We start from the raw sequence: 20,457 nt of genomic DNA, 5'->3' as shown, positions 1-20,457 counted from the left end.
AGTGGTGTTAAATCCTTCACCAGTCCCGTTTAATCCCGGCTCTCAATCAGGGCCAAGATGCGCTCAAAGTCCTCGCGGTCACCGAACTCAACGACGATCTTGCCTTTGCGCTTACCCATGGTGACAGAGACTTTGGTGTCCCATTCATCAGCAAGCCGGTCAGCGGCCTGGGTGAGGAATTCCGGCTGCGGGGTGGGCTGGCGCTTAGGTTTCTCCGGCAGCGCGCCTGAGCGGTTAAGCAGGGTCACGGCTTCCTCGGTGGCGCGAACACTCAAGCCCTCGGCCACAATCCGATCAGCCAGCTGCTCTTGTGCCTCAGCACCCACCTTGACAGCTAGCAGCGCACGGGCGTGGCCGGCGCTCAACACACCCGCGGCCACGCGGCGCTGCACGGGGACAGGCAGGTTGAGCAAACGAATCGTGTTCGTGATGGTCGGGCGCGACCGTCCAAGACGGTCAGCGAGTTGCTCTTGAGTGACGCCGAACTCCTCAAGCAGCTGCTGGTAGGCAGCGCCTTCTTCAAGGGGGTTGAGCTGCACACGGTGGATGTTCTCCAGGAGTGCGTCACGCAGCATGTCCTCATCGGAAGTGTCACGCACGATCGCAGGGATACGCTTCAGGCCTGCCTTGGCAGAGGCACGCCAACGGCGTTCACCCATGATGAGCTCGTAGCCGTCCTTGGCGGGGCGGACAACAATGGGCTGCAGCAGACCGAATTCCTTGACGGAATGGACCAGTTCGGCCAGTTCATCCTCATCAAAATCAGTGCGTGGCTGCTTCGCGTTGGGGAAGATATCCCCGATGGGAATCTCCTGGTAGGTGGCACCGAAAGAATCCGCACTCACCATCGCTGCAGGAACAGTCCCGGCACCAGAACCATCAGCGGATCCACCGATAACCGGTGCGCCTGGGATGTTAGGAGCGCCCTTTACCTTCTTCGATTTCGCTGCCGAAGAACCGGAGGAGTCAGCGGCTTCACGCGCCCCTTTTGCTCCGCCGATGATGACGTCGGCTGCGCTGTCACCCAGCGGGCCAGTTTTCTGGGGTTGGTCCGGGTTGGACGGGATGAGGGCGGCAAGCCCGCGGCCTAGTCCGCCTTTTCGCTGTTGCGCCATGTTAGTTGTCCTCCTGACCAAGTTGGGCGGCGATCTCGGGGCTCACGCCGATGGGCCCTGTTGTTGGGTGCGGCTGGTAGTCGCCACGGGTTGCTAGTTCTTTGGCTGCGTCGAAGTAAGCCATGGCGCCGGTGGAGCCAGGGTCATAGTCGATGACGGTTTGGCCGAAACCTGGGGCTTCGGACACTTTAATGGAGCGTGGAATAGCATTGCGGAGCACCACGTCGCCGAATTGGCCGCGGACTTCGTCGACGACTTGTTCGGAGAGTTTGGTGCGACCGTCATACATGGTCAGGAGCACTGCGGAAATGTGCAGGTTCGGGTTGAGGGCCTGCCGGATCATGCTGATGTTGTTCAGGAGTTGGCCCACGCCTTCCAGGGCATAGTACTCGCACTGGATGGGAATCAGGACCTCATCAACCGCGTTCATCGCGTTGATGGTCAGCAGACCGAGAGATGGTGGGCAGTCCACGAAGACGTAGTCGAATTCGTGTTCTTCCAGAAACCCACGGCCCAGCGCATCGGCCAGGCGGTACTCGCGGCGCACCAGGCTGACCAGCTCAATCTCCGCGCCGGCTAGGTCGATGGTGGCAGGAATGCAATACAGGTTGGGGCCGGATTGTTGGAGGGCTTCCTCCGCGGTGGCAGAACCAATGAGGATCTCGTAGGACGAGGTTTCCCCATCGCGGTGTGCCGCACCTAGTGCTGTGGAGGCGTTGCCTTGGGGGTCAAGGTCGATCACCAGCACCTTGCACTCGAGTTTAGCCAAAGACGCTGCCAAATTGACGGAGGTAGTGGTTTTTCCTACCCCGCCTTTTTGGTTAGCCACGGTGATCACGCGGGGCTTTTCAGGTTTGGGCACTGTCTCTTTACCCGTGTTCATGTACGCGGCGCGACGGGCGGCGACGGCGATAGGTGTGTCATCCCACTGCTGATCGTCCACGTGGCCTCCCGTTGAATAAATAAACTGTTACACACAGACTCTAATAAATGCCGGCGACATCCGTTTAGCCCACCCGAGTTATGCGGATCAGGGTGGTGGGTTGTTCCAGTACATCCGCACCAACCGCAAAAATTTCGGCATCCACGCCGCCGGCTTTCGCAATGACTTTCGCGTCGCGTTCAAGCTCTTCGCTTACGGACGCCCCCTTCATCGCCACCATCGCCCCACCCGGCCGCACAAGCGGTAGCGACCAAACGGCGAGTTTACCAAGGGGAGCGACGGCGCGGGATGTCACAACGTCGAAAAGCAACCTCTTCTGCTCTTCCGCACGCCCGCGAATAACGGTGACGTTGTCCAGGCTAAGTTCTGCTTTGACCTCACTGAGGTAGGTGGAGCGTTTAAGCAGTGGCTCAATGAGCGTGACAGAAAGGTCCGGGCGCGCGATGGCCAGCGGAATGCCAGGCAGGCCAGCACCGGAGCCTATGTCAGCGACGGACGCACCCTCACGGAACGCTTCGGAGATGACGCCGCAGTTGAGAATGTGGCGGCTCCACAGGCGGGAAACCTCTTTCGGGCCGATGAAACCGCGTTCCGCGGCCGTGGTGGCCAGGGAATCGTGGTAGGCCTGAGCGAGCTCCAACCGGTCTCCGAAGACAGCAGTGGCCGCGGCGGGAGTGGGCTCGCATTGAGAAAGGTTGTCCAGCATAAGGGTTACTTCCGCTTCTGAGCGTCGGCTTGACGCTGCTTTTTAGAGCGGTTATCCACCTTGCGGGCACCGGGCTGCGGGGCAGATGCGCGCTTTGCTTCGCGGCGGGCCTCCTCCTCGGCGGCTTCCTCGCGGTCCATCTTGTCAAAGACGATCATGGATTGGATGAAGGTCCACACGTTGTTGGTCACCATGTAGGTGAGCAGACCAATGTGCCAGAAAACACCGGTGAACAGAAGCGTTGCCGGGACGAACCACAGCATCATGCCGTTCATGGTCTTCATCTGCGTTTCCATCATCTCCGCAGACATCGGACCATTGTTGGCTGGCTTTTTGCCCTTTGCTGCCTCATCGGCCTTGCGCTTAGCCATGCGTTCGCGCTGCCGCTTCATGGACAAGCGGGTGTTGAAGTGGGTCATGACCACGCTGATCAAAATCAGGGGCAGGGCCACCATGATGATGTTCGTTTTGGTGAAGTCCACCGGGGCGAACGCTGCGTACTGCTCCTGTGGCATGGAGATGTAGGAGGACAGCGGAACGCCGAACACACGGGCATCCAGGAAGGACTGCACGTCCTCGGGGGAGAAAATGTAGTTCGCCGTGTTGCGGTTCTGTTCCACACTCAAGCCCAGGCCACCTACACCAGTACCGGTTCGGTTAAAGGAACGCAGCACGTGGAACAGACCAATGAACACCGGCAGCTGCGCCAGTGGCACGATACAGCTGGCCAGCGGGTTCATGTTGGCTTCTTTGTACAGCTTCTGGGTCTCCGCCGCCATCTTGGCCTGGTCTTTGCCGTACTTGGCGCGCAGCTCAGCCAGCTGGGGCTGCAACTCTTGCATCTTCCGGCCGGAGCGCAGCTGGTTGACCATCGGCTTCACCAGGAACACGCGGATAGTGAACGTGAGGAAGATGATGGCCAGGATCCAGGAGGCACCCGAATCGGGGGAGAAGATGTAGCCGAAGACCTTGTGCCAAAACCAGAGGATGGCAGAGATCGGCCAGTAGATGAAGTTCAGCACTGGGGTCTAACTCCTGACTTGTGGTACGGGGTCGTATCCGCCGGGATGCCAAGGCCCACATTTGCAGAGGCGGGCGGCGGTGAGCCAACTACCTTTCCATGCGCCGTGCTGTGACACAGCTGTGACAGCGTAGGCGCTACATGTGGGCTCGAAGCGACATGTTGGTCCCATTTTAAGGGGTGAAAGATATTTTTGGTAAAGGTGCACGAGCGCCAGGATGGCGCGTTGGGCGGGGTTAGCGTTACTCATGGTTGTGTTTCGCTGCTGCTCGTTTCAGGGCATTGGCCAGATCCTTGCGCAAATCCTCCGAAGAGGCGTCCGCGCTCGCGGGCAGTGCGCGCAGGACAACGTCAGTTTCGCGCGGAAGCTTATCGACGAGTCCCAGGCACACATGCCTCAACTGCCTACTCACCCGGTGTCGGGCGACAGCATTACCCACCTGCTTGGACACAACTAACCCGAACCGTGGGCCACCGGTGATGATGGGCTCGGTTCGGGTGTAGTGGTGCACCACCACGGTGCGGGTGCCAGCACGCCCACCGTTGCGCATCGCGCGACGGAAATCCGCCGAGGATGTGAGTTTATGGGGGCGTGGTAGCACTACAAAGCACTTACGCGGTCAGGCTCTTGCGGCCCTTCTTGCGGCGCGCGGAAACAATAGCGCGGCCGGCGCGGGTGCTCATACGGGTACGGAAGCCGTGCTTGCGGGCACGACGACGGTTATTAGGCTGGAAAGTCCGCTTAGGCACGGTGACTCCTTGACGTCGTGGCTGCCTGCGGCGGTACTCCACTGCACATCATTGGTGCTGTGGTGCACGCGCCTTCCGGGGTTAAGGCAGCCGGAAAACATTTTCGGTGAGATTGCTCTAGGTGGCACTCGGGCCGGTGGCGTGCGCTATCCAAGCTGACTCGCTGCCTATCCACCCCGCTGGCTGGGGGTCATTGTGGGCGGCGGCCCGGTGCTCGGCGCAGATAACGCTCTCACGCACACCCTGTGACAGGTGTGACAGACCCCGACAGAATACGGCAGCGTTGGCCCAGCTGACAAATCGACGCGCGGTGATGGCCAGCCATTGGTGGCACCACCCCCGAAATTACAAGAGTGTGGTTTTCCGCAGGTCACGAGCGACACGCCGAGGCAACCTGCGAGGGGCCTGTCAACAATCCCACTGCCACGACTCGATCCGCGTTTCCGCGACCCCCCGACGCCATGGAAACGTGACACGGAAAATACGATTTTCTAGACAGCCAGACCGTTTCCGGAGTAGAAAGTTTCTATCACCACAACTTCATAAGGAATCACCCATCCCTGTTGTGGATAAACCTCAACTTCTTCTTAAGGTTTATGAGCCTGTTTACTTAAACAAGCTGGTCACAACAGGTTTTTGAATGTTAATTGTTTTTCCACAGCCAGACGCTTATCTTGTGGATAAACTCCGCAACCCAAAATTTCACACCTGTGGATAAAGTTGTGGACTACAAGGTAACAACGGGAATTACATCCCGCCGAAGATGTGGATAGTCCCGTGGACAACCGCGGGACCGGATTCCTGAGAAACCAATGGGAACCAGTTGAACGTAGCAAGAAACGTAGTAGGAGAGGCATGGCAAACGAACAGCAGGGGCTTGATGCCCTGTGGCACGAGATCGTTGCCGAACTCCTACTTCTTTCGGAGCGCCCAAATTCGAGCGTTCCTACTTTCACCCCCGGTGACCGCGCCTACCTGCAGCTGTGCCGCCCGGTCGTGATGGGGGAGGGATACTGCATTTTGTCCGCCCCGCATGAAGCAGCCAAAAACGTCGTGGAAACGCGCCTTGCCCCTCACATCAGCGACCTGCTCAGCCAGCACATGGGCATGCCGTGCACTCTGGCGGTAACGATTTCCGCCCATGAATCCGTCCACGAACAGGAACCCGAACCTCAGCAACAGGCACCAGCTCCAACGCCGGCCCCCAGCCAACCCGCACACCAGTGGTACTCCACTTACTCGCAGTCCGCGGCGGAAGAAGTCACAGCCACGGAGCCAGCACCACCGGCCACACCACTCGTCGGTGAGCAGCTGCCCATGGGGCTTGATGAGCTCGCTCGAATCCACTCCCAGCAACAAGAAAACCTGGTCGAGGAGTCCTCGCGGCAGCAGTCAGCGCACCCGATTGTTCCGGCGCCACAACGTATACCGCGTGAAAAGCCCGCGGTGGATCCAAACCGTGAGACCTCGCTGAACCCGAAGTACACGTTTGAAAATTTTGTTATTGGTTCCTCCAACCGTTTTGCCAACGGCGCGGCAGTCGCCGTGGCGGAGAACCCCGCCCGTGCATACAACCCTTTGTTTATTTGGGGTGGTTCCGGCCTGGGCAAAACCCACCTGCTCCACGCCGCCGGGAACTACGCCCGAGTGCTACAGCCGAACCTGCGCATTAGGTATGTGTCCTCGGAGGAGTTCACCAATGACTACATCAACTCAGTGCGCGATGACCGGCAGGAGTCTTTCAAACGCCGTTACCGTGACTTGGACATCCTCATGGTGGATGACATCCAGTTCTTGGAAGGTAAGGAAGGTACGCAGGAGGAGTTCTTCCACACCTTCAACGCGTTGCACCAGGCGAATAAGCAGATCATCTTGTCCTCGGACCGGCCGCCACGCCAGCTGACCACGCTGGAAGATCGTCTGCGTACGCGCTTTGAGGGCGGGTTGATTACGGATATTCAGCCGCCAGATTTGGAAACGCGCATTGCTATTTTGATGAAAAAGGCCTCTGCGGATGGCACGCGGGTGAGTGATGATGTGCTCACACTGATCGCGTCCCAGTTTGAGTCCTCGATCCGTGAGCTTGAGGGCGCATTGATCAGGGTGTCGGCGTATTCCTCTTTGATTAATGAGCCGATCACGCTTGACGTCGCCCAAGTCGCTCTGCGCGACATTCTTCCGGATGAAGGCGATATCACCATCACTGCCGCCACTATCAAGGAGGTGGCGGCGGAGTACTTCCGGATCTCCATGGATCGCCTCACCGGTTCCGGCAAGACACGTACCGTTGCGCATGCTCGTCAGCTGGCTATGTACCTGTGCCGTGAGCTCACGGATCTCTCTTTGCCCAAGATCGGCCAGGAGTTCGGCGGCAAGGATCACACCACAGTCATGTACGCCAACCGCAAAATCCGTAAGGAAATGACGGAAAACCGCGAGACTTACGACGAAATCCAGGAACTCACCCAGATCATCAAAAACCGCGTCCGCGCAAACTAAGCCGATTCACGCCGAGACCGCCCCACGTGGGAGCGGTCTTTTTTGCTTTTCGACGTCTCGCCCGTTCACGCCACCCCTCCCGCTGAGTTATCCACAGAGTTATTCACAGCTGTGTAATTCCACGTTTGTAATTAGGTGAGATTGGTTACATTTCTCTTTGTCCACAGGGTCTCAGCGACATAAGCCCTGATTCCACACGTTGTGCCCAAGGCTGTGAGTAGTCGGTGGATAAGTCGGGTTGGGTTGTGAGGAATGGGACGACGAGTTCTAAATTCCACAGAAGGACGGAGTTATCCACAGGTTCTCCACACCCGTGGCTCACATCCGAAAAACGTGATTACCGTGCACCGAAACCGGGATCTCCACAGTGTGCACAGGACTTACTGTTCTTACTAGTTCTTTTTCTAGTATTAATCCCAAGAGAAATAGAGCGTGGGGACAACTTCGGCCACTGAGGTGGACTCCGCCTAGAACTTGTTCATGGACTTGACCTAGGGTGGATCGCAAAACTTCTTATAGAACTTGTAATCTTGGGCAGATGTGGGGCCAATGCCGATGAGCACTCATGAGCTCCCGCCTCTTCCAACCATCAAGGAGCCGATCATGGACGACATCAACGTGTCATTCCGCGTGCATAAGGATGACTTGACTGACGCTGTCGCGTGGGTCGCCCGCAACCTGCCTACGAAAAACACACAGCCAGTGCTGCGCGCAGTGGTCATCACTGCAGATGACAACGGTTTGGAACTCGCGGGTTTTGACTACGAGGTATCCACGCGCGTGCGCATCGCCGCTGAGGTAGATCAGCCTGGTCGCGTAGCTGTGGCCGGCAAACTCATGGCGGACATTGTGTCCAACATGCCGGCGAAACCAGTTGAGGTCTCCGTGGTCGATGGGAAACGTCTGCTGCTGCAGGGCGGGTCCGCGCGCTTTGAGCTGCCACTTATGCCACTGGATGATTACCCGCAGCTGCCCACTCTCCCGGAAGTCACCGGCACGCTGTCTACCTCGACCTTTGTTGGTGCCATCACCCAGGTTGCATCGGCTGCTGGCCGTGATGACACGTTGCCGATGTTGACGGGTGTGCACATGGAGGTCACCGGTAACCGCGTTCAGCTTGCGGCGACGGACCGCTTCCGTTTGGCGCTGCGTTCCTTGGAGTGGCAGCCAGTCAGCCCGGACGTGGAGGCGAAGCTGCTCATCCCAGCGAAGACGTTGTTGGACAACGCGCGCACCTTGGACACGCACGTGGAAGAGCCGGTGGAAATCGCTGTTGGTACTGGTGAGAACGTGGGTGGGGAAGGCCTGTTTGGTTTGCACTCCGCTAACCGTGAGACAACAACGCGCCTGCTGGATGCGGATTTCCCGAATATTCAGCCGTTGCTGCCGAAGACGCATACATCGATGGCAAGTGTGGAGATCTCCCCCTTGGTGGAAGCTATTCGCCGCGTGAGCTTGGTCGCGGACCGCAATGCGCAACTACGCATGCATTTCAAGCCGGGCGAAGTAACGCTGTTCGCATCCGGCGCGGATTCCGGTGAGGCAAGTGAATCCCTACAGTGTGCGTTCACTGGCGATGATGAGCTTCTGATCGCGTTTAACTCTGGCTACCTGCGTGATGGTTTGTCGGTGATTCCTACGGACCGCGTGGTCTTTGGTTTCACGGAGTCTTCCCGCCCGGCGATCATGATCCCGGAACCGGAGGAGATGCCGGAGGCGAATGCGGACGGAAGCTTTGACACTCCTGCCACCAACTTCACGTACCTGCTCATGCCGGTGCGCTTGCCGGGCTAAAACGCCAGATAAGCAGCTGTAATCAAAAAACCCCGGGGGTTTTTGTGTATCTCCGCGAACTCGATCTGCGTGACTTCCGCTCATGGCCTGAGCTGTCGTTGTCGCTCGAGCCGGGAGTCACGGTGTTTTCGGGGCGGAATGGCCACGGCAAAACCAACATCGTGGAATCGGTGGTTTACTCCGCCACGCTGGCTAGTCACCGTGTGTCCTCGGATGTTCCGCTCGTACGGGCCGGTGCTGCGAATGCCAGAATTTCCGCAACCACGGTCAATGAGGGCCGCGAGCTGACAACGCATCTGTTAATCAGTCCGCGCGAGGCGAACCAGGCCCAGATTAACCGAACACGGTTGAAGTCCCCGCGGGAGATCCTTGGGGTGTTGCGGACCGTGGTGTTTGCGCCGGAGGATCTCGCTCTCGTGGCGGGGGAGCCAGCAGAAAGACGCCGCTTTTTGGATGGCCTGGCTGCCATCCGAGCGCCACGTTTCGGTGGGGCAAAGGCGGATTATGACAAGGTACTGCGGCAGCGTAATGCGCTGTTGCGCAATTCCAATATGGCCCTGCGCAGGGGCTACAGCGATGATTCGGGCGCTAGTGCGCTGAGCACTCTCGACGCATGGGACTTGCAGCTGGCTCGCCTGGGCGCCCAGGTGGTCGCTGGCCGGATGAAGCTGACTAATGAGCTGGCACCGCAGGTGCATGCGGCGTATGCGTCGGTGGCGCCGGAATCGCGCGCAGCGTCGATAAGCTATTCCTCCACGCTGGACCGCGCAGTGAAGGAACTGGCCGGGGAGGAGGCGATCACGGCGGAGATCCTTGAAGCGGCATTTCTTACGGAACTGTCCCGTCGCCGCCGCGATGAGATTGATCGCGGCACTACGCTCGTGGGCCCGCACCGCGATGACTTGGTGCTCATGCTCGGCGAGCAGCCTGCGAAGGGCTACGCCAGCCACGGTGAGACCTGGTCTTTCGCGCTGTCACTCCACCTCGCGGAGTATGCGTTGCTGTCCGCGGATGGTTCGGCGCCGGTGCTCATTCTCGACGATGTTTTCGCGGAGCTTGATGCTAAACGGCGACAACGGCTCGTCGCTGTCGCCGAAGAAGCAGAGCAAGTACTCATTACCGCAGCCGTCGGCGATGACCTGCCGGAAAACCTCGACGACCATGTGTCCGCGCGCTATTCCGTGGAGATGGTCGATGGAATTTCCCGCATTGCGGAAGCCACCGCGAAAGAGGCCGACCAATGACAGAGCAGACACCGGAGCAGACCCCACCACAAGACCTGGTCGCCTCGACGTTTAAGAACCTACGCGCCACCGCGAAGCGTCGCGGAGGCACATTGCCAAACCTGAACCGGCAGGGAGCCGGTGTGATCCCGCGGCGCAGCACGGGCAAGGGCAACACCGCACCGGAGGGACTGAAGGTGCCGGGCTTGGATCTCACACCGGAGGCGACAAAAACCCGGCCACTTTTTGGCCGACCGACGGGTGCGGATGGCCGGGCGCTGCGACGTGGCTACGAGGTGAAGGGCTTTGGCGCACTGGTGAAAAACGAGATTGCGCAGCGGGACTGGACGGAATCCATCGCGCATGGCTGGGTGATGGGCAACTGGGAATCGCTGGTGGGGGAGAAGATCGCTCAGCACACTGAGGTGACCATGATCAAAAACGGGGAGGTTTTTATCTCCTGCGACCAGACTGCCTGGGCGACAAACCTGAAGTACATGCAGTCAACGGTGCTGTCCAAGATCGCGGAGAAGATCGGCCCCGGCGTGATTACGAAGTTGCACATCTACCCGCCGAAGACGAAGAACTGGCGGTACGGACCCCTGCACGTCAAGGGCCGGGGGCCGCGGGATACGTATGGGTAATTGCAAATCAGGTCATGAAATCCTTGCTAAAAAGGTTATAAAAACATTGCAAATCAGGTCATGAAAACGTTGCGATTCAGGTTATGATGGTCCTATGCAGTATAAAGGTCGGGCTATAGACTCCGTTCTCACCGAGCTTCTAGAGGCCATGGGCGCAGTTTTGATTGAGGGACCTCGCGGCTGCGGAAAAACATCTACAGCTCTTGCCAAGGCTGCTAGTCATGTTCGGCTGGATAAATCTCCGAGCATGGTACAGCTAGCGGAATTGAATCCTTCAGAAATTATGAAAGGCGATACTCCGCGGCTTATCGACGAATGGCAATTAGCTCCGTCAATCTGGAATGCCATTAGGCATGAGATCGATGACCGGCAACAACGAGGACAATTCATTTTGTCCGGGTCATCATCGCCAACCATGGATGAAAGCCGACATTCGGGTGCAGGGCGTATTGCCCGGCTACGTATGCGCCCCATGGCTTTAGTTGAAAGCGGTGCTTCCTCGGGTTCAATTTCTCTAAACCAACTGGGGATGGGGGAGAGTGTTAGTGCGACCTCAGAATTGAGTTACAAGGATTTAGCGGAACAAGCTGTTCGTGGAGGATGGCCCGGGCTGTTGGAAATCGGGACACGACAAGCAATAGCTTTCAACCGTTCTTACTGTGAGAATATCTGCGAGTCTGAACTTGAAGCAGCGGTAGGCGTGAGGCATAACCCAGATGCCGTACGAAGGTTGATGTCATCCGTCGCTCGAAATATCTCGAGCGAGGCAACGCTCCAAAATATGGCTAAAGATATCGCTCCAGCAGGTACCTCAGTGGAACCGAAAACTGTCGCTGCCTATATCGATGCTTTGAACCAGGTCTTCGCGTTAGAGGAGCTCCCAGCTTGGAGTGTGTCGCTCCGATCGCGATCGCGTCTGCGAACCTCGTCAAAACTTCATTTGGCTGATCCGAGTCTTGCGTGTGCAGCTCTTGGGGTCGGGATCGATCGGCTTGCTGGCGACCCGGAGTATTTCGGTCAAGTCTTCGAGTCGATGGTGATCAGAGATTTGAGAACTCTTGCCAGTGCTGAGTTTGGCAGGGTTTATCACTACCGCGACAACACAGGCCTAGAAGTAGACGCGATCATTGAATATCCCGAGGATTCAAAGTGGGCTGCCTGCGAGGTAAAGCTCGGTTCAAGCAGGATTCATGAAGCAGAAGAAAATCTGCTGAAACTTGCAAATGATCGAGTTGATTTAGAAAAGATAGGAAAGCCAACATTTTTGGCCGTCATTACAGGAACTGAGTATGCCTACACTCTTCCCAGCGGGGTCCACGTGGTGCCCTTAGGCGTGCTTGGGTATTGAGCTTGAAGCAGTGGAATCCTGTTCAGATATTTGGATGGGTTTTGGTAGGGGCGCCCAGAAATCGCGCGAGAAACGCGCTCTCGCTGGCGCTGGCGCTGCGGCTGTAGGGAACCACAAGGGTGTAAGATGGCACGGGTTAGAGACGTAATGAACGCCGTGACAGGAGAGTTTCGGGAAAGTGGCTGAGCAACAACCGCATTATGATGCGTCATCGATCACCATCCTTGAGGGGTTGGAGGCGGTGCGTAAGCGCCCCGGCATGTACATCGGTTCGACCGGTGTACGTGGCCTACACCACTTGGTGTGGGAGGTCGTGGATAACTCCGTGGATGAGGCGATGGCCGGTTATGCAGACAAGGTCGAGGTGACGTTGCTTGCGGATGGCGGTGTCCAGGTTGTGGACAACGGCCGTGGTATTCCGGTGGAGATGCACCCGTCGGGCGCACCGACGGTGCAGGTTGTGATGACACAGCTGCACGCTGGTGGCAAGTTCGACTCGGAGTCTTATGCGGTCTCGGGTGGTCTGCATGGTGTGGGTATTTCCGTCGTTAATGCTCTGTCCACTCGCGTTGAGGCAGATATTAAGCGCGACGGCAAGCACTGGATACAGAATTTCAAGCATGCTGTGCCGGATGAGCTCATTGAGGGCGATAACGCCCGGGGCACCGGTACGACGATTCGGTTCTGGCCAGATGCCGAGATTTTTGAGACGGTCGAGTTTGATTACGACACGATTGCACGCCGCCTGCAGGAGATGGCCTTCCTGAACAAGGGCCTGACTATCACGCTGAAGGATGAGCGTGTCTCCGAGGAGGAGCTGGAGCTTGAGGCGATCGCCGAGGAAGGCGACACAGCACAGGCACTCGAAGGAGACTCCTTCGACGACGCGGCAGGAGACGCTGACACGGAGAAGACCGACGACAGCGACGATGAGACTGGTGTCGCGCCGGCCACGAAGAAGAAGCGTGAGAAGAAGGTCACGTACTTCTACCCGGATGGCCTGGTGGATTACGTCAATTTCTTGAACCGTACGAAGACGGCGATTCACCCGTCGATTGTTGGGTTTGATGTAAAGGGCGAGGAGCATGAGCTTGAGCTCGCCATGCAGTGGAACAGCGGCTTCAAGGAGTCGGTGCACACCTTTGCCAACACGATTAATACGCATGAGGGCGGTACGCACGAGGAGGGTTTCCGTGCGGCGCTGACCTCGTTGATGAACCGGTATGCGCGTGAGCACAAGCTGATTAAGGATAAGGACCCGAATCTCACGGGTGATGACTGCCGTGAGGGTCTTGCCGCGGTGATCTCTGTGCGTGTGGCGGACCCACAGTTTGAGGGCCAGACGAAGACGAAGCTGGGCAACTCAGAGATCAAGGGTTTTGTGCAGCGTTCCGTCAATGAACACTTGAATGACTGGTTTGATGCGAACCCGGCTGAGGCCAAGGTGATCATCAAGAAGGCTGTGTCGTCTTCCCAGGCGCGTGAGGCTGCGCGGAAGGCGCGTGAGTCTGTGCGCCGGAAGTCCGCAACGGATCTGGGTGGGCTGCCGGGCAAGCTGGCGGATTGCCGTTCGAAGGACCCGGTTGTCTCCGAGCTGTTCATCGTGGAGGGTGACTCCGCTGGTGGTTCGGCGAAGCAGGGGCGTGACTCGATGTATCAGGCGATCTTGCCGTTGCGCGGCAAGATTTTGAACGTGGAAAAGGCTCGTCTTGATCGTGTGCTGAATAACAATGAGGTCCAGGCGATCATCACGGCGCTGGGCACGGGTATCAATGATGAGTTTGATATTTCGAAGCTGCGCTACCACAAGATCGTGCTCATGGCGGATGCGGATGTGGATGGCCAGCACATTGCAACCCTGCTGCTTACGTTGCTGTACCGCTTGATGCCTGAGCTGATTGCTGATGGTCACGTGTATTTGGCTAACCCGCCGTTGTACAAGTTGAAGTGGCAGAAGGGTGAGCCGGGTTACGCGTATTCGGATGCGGAGCGTGACGCGGAGTTGGAGGCTGGTTTGAATGCTGGCCGCAAGATCAACACGGATGATGGTATTCAGCGCTACAAGGGTCTGGGTGAGATGAACCCGGGTGAGCTGTGGGAGACCACTCTGGATAAGGAGCACCGTGTGTTGCGCCGGGTGGAGTTGGAGGATGCTCAGCGTGCGGATGAGCTCTTCTCCATCCTCATGGGTGATGATGTTGCGGCGCGCCGTTCCTTCATTACTCGCAAGGCGAAGGATGTGCGTTTCCTCGACGTGTAGTGCGCGGTGAGGTTTCCGGGGGGCGTCGAAAATTTAGCTTATCGACGCCCCCCGTTGGCCTTTTCTTGGCACAATATTGCCCATGTCCGTGACTGAGCGTTATACCTTGTCGTATCTGCCGGATCATTCGGTGAGTACCGTGTACTGCTTTGACCCGGAGGAACCAGCCGATGGCGCGCCTTTGGTGATGATGTGGCCGGGGTTTGGCATGGGGGCGCGTTATTACCGGCCGTTGGCGCGTGAGTTGGCGGCGCGTGGCTATTACGTGGCTATTGGGGAGTTGCGTGGGCAGGGCACGAATTCCACGAAGGCGTTGCCGGATAACCAGTGGGGCTACCACAATCTTGCGTCGGAGGATTATCCGCGGGCGATTGAGGCAGCGAAAAAGGAGCTGGGTTTGCCGCGGGATCACCCGACGTTTATGTTGACGCACTCCATGGGAGGACAGGTGGGCTCCATGTTCCTTGCCCGCCCGGAGGCCAAAGAGTTGAATCTGCAGGGTTTGATGGGCGTGGGCACGGGTAGTCCCTATTACCGCGGGTTCCAGGGCCGTGCGTTTCTTCGCGCTTTGTTGGGCGGGCAGCTCATGGGGCAGGTGGCCAAGCTTCGTGGTTTCTGGCCGGGTGGCGCATTAGATATCGCCGGCTACGGCCGCCAGTCTGGCCGACATGTGTATGAGTGGTCTTTGTTCAATCGGACTAACTCCATTGCGAACCTGGCGGGGCAGGATATTGATTACGCAGAGGAGATTAAGAAGGTCGACGTACCGGTGCTGCTCACGCGCTTCACCGATGATGATGAATGCACCCTTGCCTCCTGTGAGTATCTTCTTGCCCACCTGACCAAGGCACCGCGTAAGGCCGAGGAACTCTCCGGCGGTTTGGGGCATAACCGTTGGGCTCGTGAGCCACGCATCATCGCGGACCGCTTTGAAAAATTCGTGGCGGAAGGCACGAGCTAGCCTTATCGGGGGGCGGCGGACGGGGGAGTTGGCCCAACGGCTGTTGTGGTACCGCAGGCAATCGCCGCCGACGGTATTGGGTATGACAAGAACACCGCGGTGGTGGAACTGTCCCAGCAAAACGCCACTGACCTTGATGCGGGGACGTGTTCCTTCGATCTTTCGGACCAGGAGTCAAGGGCTGGCGCATGGACTGATGCGTGGAATACCGATGCGCAAGCCCCCTACGATTTTGGTGCGATCTTCAGACTGGATGGTTCGCAGCAGCGCACGTTCAATGACGTTTATGTTGCGACCTCTAATAGAAGTGCGCCCTATGATGGCCCGGATGTCCCTGCACTTGACCTTGGGTATCAACGTGAGAACTCCAATAAGGTCAACCACCAGTTAGATCCTTCCCGGTGACATGGGCAGAATCTGACTGCTTTGGACAGTACAACTGAAACGAGATTGCCTCTTTCCGCAGAAAGTTTCTCCCCGCTAGTGTGACTGCGAAATCAGACACTACTAACGGGGGCTTTTTGTTCAGTCAATTTTCATGATCGCCAGTTATTTGGCATAGTAACTAAAATGAACCGGTGGTGGAGACCCCCATCATCATGCGTTGATCTCAGAGGAGAAATTGTGGCTACTTCATCACGGCCCACACGTACAGCTACCCGCTCAGCCTTAGCTGCCACAACTGTCGTTTCGCTGGCATTGGGTGCCTTCACGGTTGTTGGTCAGGGACCCTTGAACACCGAGGCCACTGCAGCGGAATTCACTGGCGGTCTCCGTGGTGATGATGGCCAGGGTGCGGTGGAGAAGGAGTCGCAGAAGGCCTCGGACCTGACACCGGGTTCGTGTGAAGCTTCCAGCGACGGAAAATACACCGGTAGTCAGGCTGGTTTTACGTGGTTTAGCACGGAGCCGAACCAGCATAGTCAGGACAAGACGCAGTGGGGCTTGAGTGTCGCTTTTGATAACTCGAAGGACCGTACGTTTGCGGATTGGAGCTTTACCAACTCGGGATTACTCGGCGCCTACCTAAATGCCGGCACGGTTCCTGCCATGGCTGCCGGTCAGACTCTTCCATTTGATAAGGGTCCTGTCACTGCGAAAGCTGATGAGTCCATCGACATCAGCGCGAGCCGTCAACAAAGGAACCTGAACCTCAATGCGGACTTGAGCGAAGACGAGGTCAAGCAGTTCGCGCAGGCTGGTGCTGATAATCCTGTGCGCTACGCATGGCAGGGAAAATATCTCAAGGACAACGTTGACGGCGCGAAAGCTACAACGGGAAACAGCGCTGCTTTTATCGCAGTTGTGAACCCGTGGCCGAGTGAGAATATCGAGTGCAATCCCATCACGGTGAATTGGGAAAGCTTTGATAAGCACGTGATTGTTGAGGGGGAAGAGACCAAGGTCGGCCACATCAATGTCCCAGCGGTGGTCAATGGTGGAACAGACGATTCCCTGTCGCGCATGGTGGTGGAAGCCTATGACGACAATGGTGAGTTCATTGGCAGCTCCAATGCAGCGGCATCTGGTGGTCAGCAGCTCCTTCGCGTGGCCGACAATGGTGATATCTACTTCACTTGGCCCAAGTACCGTGGAACGGATCTAGCGGCGAATAAGAATGTGAACTTCTCTGTGATGGCGTTGCCGCGCAGTGTGGAGCAGCTTCAGGCTGCGGTGAAGAACAACAACAACGGTGGCGAGGGCAAAGCGTTTGACAGTTCTAATTTGCTTCCGCGCTACAACAAGCCGAATGTCATCGATTCGAAGAGCTTCAGGCTGGATGACACGGAGGACCACACCCCGAGGTACGACAAGAACGAGAAAAAGATCATCTCGGGTGTGGATAGCCCGACGGGGCCACTGAACCCTGAGCGCCAGAAAGTGACCTTTACCCAGGTTCCGGACCTGCTCAAGGAACTGGGAAAGAGCAAGGCTGACGGTGGTTTTGAGGTCAGAGTCGAACTGGATGACCAATACGTCCTGGAAGGCTGGGACGTTGAGATGGACGAGGACTACAACGTCACCGTTACTTCCCCGGAGAACCCGAAGCCGAACACATTTGCACGGCCGAAGATCACGGTGGAGTACTCAAACGGTTCCACCGACGAGATCCAGCTTTTCGTGCTGGTGGAACCCAATAACACGCAGGTCACCGATTTGGTGCGCCCGGCCCTTGCAAAGGGCATGCTTGGCCAGGAGATAACGGCCCAGATTGGCACCAAGTCCATCATGAAGGGCCGCAAGCCGGTTGCCCCGGCGAAGTTTGAGGTGGATCCCTCCACCGTGCCAGCGGGCTGGACTGTCACGGTTGATCCGACCGGAAAGGTCACCGCGGTGGCGGACGGTGATCACGTTGAGTTGGGCACAATCATCACTCCGACGGTGAAAGCCACCTACCCGGATCAGACCACAGATGAGGTGGAAGTCCGCTTCCAGATCATCCATGAAATTAAGGTCCCTGAATATGACCGAGTGATGGATAGGCCTGGCAGGGGCGTGACTCTCACTCCAACGATCCCGAAAACGGGCTTGAGTGGAAGCGAGAATGACCTACCGCCTTACCGCTACAGCTTCGACGACGGTGAGAATGAGCGCACTTTCGTGGATGACAGCGGAACGTGGAACCTCAAGATTGATGAGGACACTGGTGAAATCACTACGACGATTCCTCGTACGGCGCCAGAGGGCTACGTTTTGAATATCCCGGTCCTGACTTTCTATCAGCTCGGAGAATCGAAGCATGTTCCGGTGCAGGCCACCATTACCGTTCTCGGCAGCGATATTGTCCCGGTCTACTCGGTGGAGACCACGGGCCCGAATGAGCCAGTGGACCACCAGGTGAAGGATGCCCCGAAGGGCTCGACATTCTCCTTCGGCAATGTTGATGGCCAGCCACTCCTGACGAAGGAGGAAGACGGCTGGAAGTACACGATTAACCCGAATACTGGTGTTGTTACAGCGACTCCACCGGCAAACTCTAAGCCGGGGGATAAGAAGACCATCACTGTGAAGGTGACGGCGCCGGGTGGGCTGACCCCGGAGGTGCCCGTCACCACTGTGGTGAAGTTGAGCAATAGTTGGGAAGCTGAGCCCACATACCAGGCTGAAACGGTGTACCCGGGTGAGACGGCTACGTTGCCGGTGCACTTTGATAACCCAGCTAACGCCAAACTGGCAAAGGAAAACCCCTTCAAGATTGGCGACGTTCCTGCTGGCTGGACCGTCACCATTGATGACGAGGGCAAGATCACCGCAACCGCACCCAAGGATGCGAAGAACGGCGACGCGATCGAAATTCCTGTCACGGTGACCTACGAGGACGGCTCCACGGACACCACGACGGCCAAGGTGACGGTCATTGATGTCCTGGAGCGGGAAATTCCGTTCAAGGTTGTATACAAGTACGACCCGACGGTGAACCAGGGCACCTATCAGGTTAAGACCGAAGGCAAGCTGGGTAAGGAGACGTTGAATAAGGACCGCACGTGGAAGCGTGTGGAGGACCCGGTAGATGAAGTTGTGATCATTGGTACCAAACCGATGAATGAGAAGGTGGAGTGGAAGGAGCCGATCCCGTACTCCACGGTCATCCGCGAGAACCCGGACCTTGCACCGGGTGAAGTGAAGGTTGTCCAGGAGGGTTCGGATGGCGAGGCTACATACACCGCTATCTTCAACGGTATTAACGGCGAAGCAACGGTCACAGAGACTAAGGATCGCACCGAACCGACAGATCGCATTGTTGAGCACGGCCCGCGCCTGAAGGACCAAGAGCTGGTCACTGAGACAACCCGCAAGATTCCGTTTGAGACCAAGATCGTGTTCGATGACAAGCTTGCTGCGGGTGAGCAAGTCGTCGATAAGCAAGGTGTCGTCGGTGAAGAAAAGGTGACGAGCACGCAAAAGCTTATCGACGGAAAACCCGCCGGCGACCCAGCCGTTCAGACGACAACGGTGACCGAGAAGCAAGACGCTGTCATCCGCGTAGGTACGAAGACCACGGGCTCAAACACGGAGACTTTTGAGACTGAGGTTCCATTCGGCGTGAAGGTCGAGTTCGATCCGGAGATGCCTGCCGGCACCTCCGAAACTGTCACCGAGGGTAAGCCGGGTAAGAAGAAGATGACGATTGAACGTGGGATCGTCAACTCGCAACCGGGCGACCCGAAGGTCTCTGAGGAAATCATTGAGGAGCCTGTTGACCAGGTGATCAAGGTAGGCACCAAGCAAGCCACGGCAACGGAAAACATGAAATGGACCGAGCCGATTCCATTTAGCACTGTCCTGCGGCCGAACCCCGAACTCGCGCCGGGTGAAGTGAAGGTTGTCCAGGAGGGCGCTGACGGCGAAGTCACCTACGAAGCCACCTTCACCGGAGTAAACGGCAAGGCCACCGTGACAGGAGTTGTTTCTCGCCTCAAACCCGAAGACCGCATCATCGAGTACGGTCCGAAGGCTGGTGACACCTCTGTGGTGACGAAGGTGGAAAAGCCGGTTCCGTTTGAGACGGAGATTGTTTTTGATGATTCGCTTGCTGTTGGTGAGCAGGTTGTTGATCAGCAGGGTGAGCTGGGTGTTGAGGTTGTGACGTCGACCCAGAAGATTGTGGCCGGTAAGCCGTCTGGTGATCCTAAGGTCAGCACTGAGCGCACGAAGAAGCCTAAGAAGGCAATTATCCGGGTAGGTGCCAACTGCAACTGTGATCCGTCTGACCCGGCTGAGCCGACGAAGCCCACCGAGCCGACGAAGCCCTCGGAGCCGACGAAGCCTTCGGAGCCGGGACAGCCTGGTGATCCGTCGACTGAGCCGAGTGATCCTTCCGAGCCGTCTGATCCGGCTGAGCCGACGGAGCCTGGTGACCCATCGACGACAACGACGCCGCCGACGACGGAGCCGGGTGAGCCTTCCGATCCGTCTGAACCCACTGATCCTTCTGATCCAACGTCACCGGCTGAGCCAACGAAGCCTTCGGAGCCTACCGAGCCGGCGGACCCGTCTGAACCGGGTGAGCCTTCCGATCCGTCTGAACCGACGAAGCCGGCAGACCCGTCTGAGCCTTCCGATCCGTCTGAACCGACGAAGCCGGCAGACCCGTCTGAGCCGTCTACTCCGGTTCCGCCGTCGACGACGCCGGGTGGTTCGTCTGAGCCTTCGGGTTCTGGTTCGAGTGGTGGTGTTGCGGAGCGTTGTGTT

General features: G+C 57.6%; 16 protein-coding genes. 9 read left to right on the top strand and 7 right to left on the bottom strand.

Translation table 11 applies throughout. The features are described 5' to 3' along the window. Positions 1–29: 29 nt before the first annotated feature. From HMPREF2129_RS07725 to rpmH, 7 genes are all read right to left on the bottom strand, one after another. On the bottom strand, positions 30–1,115 hold the full coding sequence (locus HMPREF2129_RS07725) for a ParB/RepB/Spo0J family partition protein (protein WP_034665083.1): 1,086 nt from the start codon (positions 1,113–1,115) through the stop codon (positions 30–32). 1 nt (position 1,116) lies between these two features. Then, positions 1,117–2,058, bottom strand: coding sequence for a ParA family protein (locus HMPREF2129_RS07720; protein ID WP_034665080.1), 942 nt, complete (start codon positions 2,056–2,058; stop codon positions 1,117–1,119). Between the two features lie 64 nt (positions 2,059–2,122). Continuing rightward, the gene (gene rsmG / locus HMPREF2129_RS07715; RefSeq protein ID WP_034665077.1) at positions 2,123–2,764 is read right to left on the bottom strand and encodes a 16S rRNA (guanine(527)-N(7))-methyltransferase RsmG; all 642 of its coding nucleotides are present in this window, start codon (positions 2,762–2,764) and stop codon (positions 2,123–2,125) included. Between the two features lie 5 nt (positions 2,765–2,769). Beyond that, positions 2,770–3,786, bottom strand: a complete 1,017-nt coding sequence (gene yidC, locus HMPREF2129_RS07710) for a membrane protein insertase YidC (RefSeq protein ID WP_034665075.1) — start codon at positions 3,784–3,786, stop codon at positions 2,770–2,772. 6 nt (positions 3,787–3,792) lie between these two features. Continuing rightward, positions 3,793–4,035 carry a membrane protein insertion efficiency factor YidD gene (yidD, locus tag HMPREF2129_RS10850; RefSeq protein WP_084576678.1) on the bottom strand — a complete coding sequence of 81 codons (243 nt, stop codon included), beginning with the start codon at positions 4,033–4,035 and terminating at the stop codon, positions 3,793–3,795. After that, entirely contained in the window at positions 4,028–4,387 is a 360-nt protein-coding gene (gene rnpA, locus HMPREF2129_RS07705) for a ribonuclease P protein component (protein WP_034665072.1), read from the bottom strand. The genes yidD and rnpA overlap by 8 nt, the downstream gene beginning before the upstream one ends. A 10-nt stretch (positions 4,388–4,397) precedes the next feature. After that, entirely contained in the window at positions 4,398–4,535 is a 138-nt protein-coding gene (gene rpmH, locus HMPREF2129_RS10845; RefSeq protein ID WP_084576676.1) for a 50S ribosomal protein L34, read from the bottom strand. An 855-nt stretch (positions 4,536–5,390) separates the two neighbouring features. On the opposite strand from rpmH, the gene dnaA reads away from it, so the two are divergent. The 9 genes from dnaA to HMPREF2129_RS07660 form a co-directional block, all read left to right on the top strand. Continuing rightward, positions 5,391–7,034 (top strand): chromosomal replication initiator protein DnaA, encoded by a 1,644-nt coding sequence (gene dnaA, locus HMPREF2129_RS07700; protein WP_034665070.1) that lies wholly within the window; start codon positions 5,391–5,393, stop codon positions 7,032–7,034. 603 nt (positions 7,035–7,637) lie between these two features. Beyond that, entirely contained in the window at positions 7,638–8,828 is a 1,191-nt protein-coding gene (dnaN, locus tag HMPREF2129_RS07695) for a DNA polymerase III subunit beta (protein WP_034665087.1), read from the top strand. Positions 8,829–8,872: 44 nt separating this feature from the next. Next, positions 8,873–10,072: a DNA replication/repair protein RecF gene (recF, locus tag HMPREF2129_RS07690; protein WP_034665067.1), complete on the top strand. Its 1,200-nt coding sequence runs from the start codon at positions 8,873–8,875 to the stop codon at positions 10,070–10,072. Then, positions 10,069–10,695, top strand: a complete 627-nt coding sequence (locus HMPREF2129_RS07685) for a DciA family protein (protein ID WP_034665065.1) — start codon at positions 10,069–10,071, stop codon at positions 10,693–10,695. Before recF ends, HMPREF2129_RS07685 begins: the two co-directional genes overlap by 4 nt. A gap of 94 nt (positions 10,696–10,789) precedes the next feature. Beyond that, positions 10,790–12,043 (top strand): ATP-binding protein, encoded by a 1,254-nt coding sequence (locus tag HMPREF2129_RS07680; protein WP_034665062.1) that lies wholly within the window; start codon positions 10,790–10,792, stop codon positions 12,041–12,043. 178 nt (positions 12,044–12,221) lie between these two features. After that, entirely contained in the window at positions 12,222–14,303 is a 2,082-nt protein-coding gene (gene gyrB, locus HMPREF2129_RS07675) for a DNA topoisomerase (ATP-hydrolyzing) subunit B (protein WP_034665059.1), read from the top strand. Between the two features lie 82 nt (positions 14,304–14,385). Further along, the gene (locus HMPREF2129_RS07670) at positions 14,386–15,264 is read left to right on the top strand and encodes an alpha/beta fold hydrolase (protein WP_034665056.1); all 879 of its coding nucleotides are present in this window, start codon (positions 14,386–14,388) and stop codon (positions 15,262–15,264) included. 45 nt (positions 15,265–15,309) lie between these two features. Next, positions 15,310–15,669: a hypothetical protein gene (locus HMPREF2129_RS07665; RefSeq protein ID WP_034665054.1), complete on the top strand. Its 360-nt coding sequence runs from the start codon at positions 15,310–15,312 to the stop codon at positions 15,667–15,669. A gap of 219 nt (positions 15,670–15,888) precedes the next feature. After that, positions 15,889–20,457: G5 domain-containing protein (locus HMPREF2129_RS07660; RefSeq protein ID WP_034665086.1), on the top strand; the 4,569-nt coding region annotated here is incomplete at its 3' end.

The sequence above is a fragment of the Corynebacterium tuscaniense DNF00037 genome, assembly GCF_000759055.1.
Taxonomy (GTDB): Bacteria; Actinomycetota; Actinomycetes; order Mycobacteriales; family Mycobacteriaceae; genus Corynebacterium; species Corynebacterium tuscaniense.
Note: the sequence above shows the minus strand (reverse complement) of the source record. Positions and strands in the feature narration are given on the sequence as shown.